General features: G+C 67.7%; 3 protein-coding genes and 1 pseudogene. 2 read left to right on the plus strand and 2 right to left on the minus strand.

Annotation, left to right across the window (positions count from 1 at the left end):
- Positions 1-288 (plus strand): annotated as a pseudogene (locus tag ABYB95_RS21810) (hybrid sensor histidine kinase/response regulator); the annotation flags it as partial.
- A gap of 255 nt (positions 289-543) precedes the next feature.
- On the opposite strand, the gene ABYB95_RS21815 reads toward ABYB95_RS21810, so the two are convergent.
- On the minus strand, positions 544-909 hold the full coding sequence (locus tag ABYB95_RS21815; RefSeq protein ID WP_372661894.1) for a glutaredoxin domain-containing protein: 366 nt from the start codon (positions 907-909) through the stop codon (positions 544-546).
- A gap of 77 nt (positions 910-986) precedes the next feature.
- Positions 987-1997, minus strand: a complete 1011-nt coding sequence (locus ABYB95_RS21820) for an LLM class flavin-dependent oxidoreductase (RefSeq protein ID WP_372661896.1) — start codon at positions 1995-1997, stop codon at positions 987-989.
- Between the two features lie 154 nt (positions 1998-2151).
- Here ABYB95_RS21820 and ABYB95_RS21825 point away from each other — a divergent pair, with 154 nt between their 5' ends.
- Positions 2152-2298 carry a hypothetical protein gene (locus ABYB95_RS21825; RefSeq protein ID WP_372661899.1) on the plus strand — a complete coding sequence of 49 codons (147 nt, stop codon included), beginning with the start codon at positions 2152-2154 and terminating at the stop codon, positions 2296-2298.
- Positions 2299-2356: the final 58 nt, after the last annotated feature.

Here is a 2356-nt window from a genome sequence, read left to right on the forward strand (position 1 = left end):
GCCGATGAAGCCGCTGCCGAAGCCGCCTTCACACAAGCCGCCTTGCGGCAGCAGCCCTTTGCGGCCTTGATCTGCGACTACCGCCTGGCCGAGGGTGCCGACGGCCTGCAAGCGGCCCGGCGCTTGCGCGCGAAGTTCGACCCAGCGCTGCCCTTTTTGCTGGTGACCGGTGAAACCGCACCACACCGATTGCAAAGCGTTCGCGACGCCGGCGTGCCCGTGCTGTTCAAGCCGGTGGCGGTGCCGCTGCTGCTACAAACACTGGCCGACCTCACGACCCGGCCCTGACACCGTGCACGCGTTGACCCGGCATACGCGGCAAGCCGCACACCCCCACTGGCTGGCGTGCAAAACACCCGCTCAGGACTTGCGGCGTTGGCAACCAGTGCTTGTGCGGTTGAGCCTGAAAGCTCCGTCATGCCTGAGGCCCCGAACCCTGCTCCGAAAAGCCGGCCGACCGGAACTGCCCGGGCTCTGCACGGCGTCCCATACAGCGGCAAGCCCGATGGCGAGATCAAGCTCGCCATCAACACGTTCAAAGCCTTATGCCAGCAGCGTTTTCAATTCGCCGCGGCCGATCAGCGCGCGCAACTCTTGCGCGCCGCCCACCAGCGTGCCTTTGACAAACACCATGGGAAAGGTGGGCCAGCCGGTCCACATTTTCAGCGCGTTGCGGCGGCGCCAGGTGTTGAAGTAGTTACCGTATTCCAGGTATTGGTGGGCTTGCCCGGCGGCATCCAGCGCTTGGCGCGCCTTCTTGCACATGGGGTTCATGCCCATGCCCACGACCACCACGTCGTTGCCCTGCACGGCGTTCATCACCTCGGCCACGATGGCGTTTTGGTGCTGGGCCACTTTGTCGCGGATGGCGGGGTGGATGTGGGATTCGTCGAGGATGGCACGGGGCATGGTTGGTTCCAAAGTGAGCGGGCGCCGCTGGTCGTCCCGCCGCCTCAGCGGTGGCCCATCGGCCGTGCAGTGTACGTTCAGCCGGTTGTCCGACCCATGGCCTGCGCCGCGATATCCAGCGAGCGCAGGCGCAGCGCCGGGTCGAACAGATCGCTCACCAGCATGAACTCGTCGGCCTCGGTGACCTCGGCCAGCTGCTGCAGCCCCGTCTGCACCGTCTGCGGCCCACCGACCACGGCGCAGGCCAGGAAGTCGGTAATGGCGGCTTTGGATGGCCCGTCGATGCGTTCCATGAAACCCTGCACCGGCGGCGGCAGTTGGCCGCGTTGCCCGGTCAGGATGCCCAGCACACGCTGGTAGGTGCTGCTGGCCAGGTACTGCGCTTCGTCGTCGGTGGGTGCGCCCACGAAGGGCACGCCGACGATGGTGTAGGGCTTGGCCAGTTGTGCCGAGGGCTTGAAATTGCTGCGGTACAAGTCCAGCGCCTGCAACAAAAACCGGGGTGCGAAGTGCGAGGCAAAGGCGTAGGGCAGGCCGCGCTCCGCCGCCAGCTGCGCCGAAAACAGGCTGGAGCCCAACAACCAGATCGGCACCTCGGTGCCCGCACCCGGCATGGCCACCAGGCGCTGGCCCGGCTGCACCGGACCCAGCAAGCGCTGCAACTCGGCCACGTCGCGCGGAAAGTCTTGCTCCGACTCCACGCGGTCGCGGCGCAGCGCGCGCATGGTCATGGGGTCGGTGCCGGGCGCGCGGCCCAGGCCCAGATCGATGCGGCCCGGGTACAGCTCGGCCAAAGTGCCAAAGGCCTCGGCCACCACCAGCGGCGCGTGGTTGGGCAGCATGATGCCGCCCGAGCCCACCCGCATGCGCTGGGTGCTGCCCGCCAGGTGACCCACCAGCACGGCGGTGGCCGAACTGGCGATGCCGCTCATGTTGTGGTGTTCGGCCACCCAGTAGCGGGTAAAGCCCAGCGCTTCGGCGTGCTGCGCGGTGCGCACCGCCACGGCCAGCGCGTCGGCCACGCTGCCGCCCTCGCGCACGGCCACCAGATCGAGCAAGGAATATCGGATGTTTTGCAAAGCAGTCATGGCCACGATTGTGGGCTTTTGCGCCCAGCCGCGCTGCCACCGGACGACATGCCCGTCCAAGGAAAGGGCTTGTCGCCCGCGCCCGCGCCCGCCAGCCGCCCTATCATGCGTGGTAGTTGGCTTCAGCCACCTGGCACCCCCACACCGCCCACCCATGACCACCCCCGAAACCCCCAGCCCCACCCAGGCGCCACTGACCCCCGGTCTGCGCTGGCTGTTGTGGGCCCTACGGCACTGGGGCCAGCGGTGGACGCCCGCCGAGAAGCTCGTCACGTACAAGAAATCCGGGCAGCTCTACTAAGGCATCGAGGCGAACCCCTCTCGCAGGAGCCCGTCCCGGAGCGCGGGGTGCGTTCGCC

The sequence above is a fragment of the Hydrogenophaga sp. genome, assembly GCF_041633695.1.
In the GTDB taxonomy this organism is placed as follows: Bacteria; Pseudomonadota; Gammaproteobacteria; order Burkholderiales; family Burkholderiaceae_C; genus Hydrogenophaga.